Annotated in this window: 1 pseudogene; it reads right to left on the bottom strand. The window is 62.5% G+C overall.

Annotation, left to right across the window (positions count from 1 at the left end):
* Positions 1-475: pseudogene (locus tag J5M56_RS24940) on the bottom strand (ABC-F family ATPase); the annotation flags it as partial.

Raw genomic sequence — 475 nt, forward strand, 5'->3', positions numbered from 1 at the left:
GTGCAGCTTCTTCTCGAATTCGAAACGGATGAACGGATTCTGGCGCGACGACGGCTTGAATTCCTCGATCTTGATCTTGTCGATCTGCTTCGCGCGGCTCGTCGCCTGGCGGGCCTTCGACTTGTTCGCCGAGAAGCGGCGCACGAAGTCCTGCAGCTCGGCCACGCGCTCCTTCGCGCGCGCATTCGCCGCGGCCTGGCGCTCGCGCGCCTGCGCGGACGCGAGCATGTAGTCGTCGTAGTTGCCCGGCCAGACCTTCAGCGTGCCGTAGTCCATGTCGGCCATGTGCGTGCACACCGAGTTCAGGAAGTGACGATCATGCGAGATGATGATCATCGTCGAATCGTAGTTGTTCAGCGTGTCCTCGAGCCAGCGGATCGAGTTGATGTCGAGGTTATTGGTCGGCTCGTCGAGCAGCAGCACGTCCGGGTTCGAGAACAGCGCCTGCGCGAGCAGCACCCGCAGCTTCCAGCCC

Origin of the sequence: Pseudomonas sp. 51_B (assembly GCF_017491595.1) — a bacterium.
Classification (GTDB): Bacteria; Pseudomonadota; Gammaproteobacteria; order Pseudomonadales; family Pseudomonadaceae; genus Aquipseudomonas; species Aquipseudomonas promysalinigenes.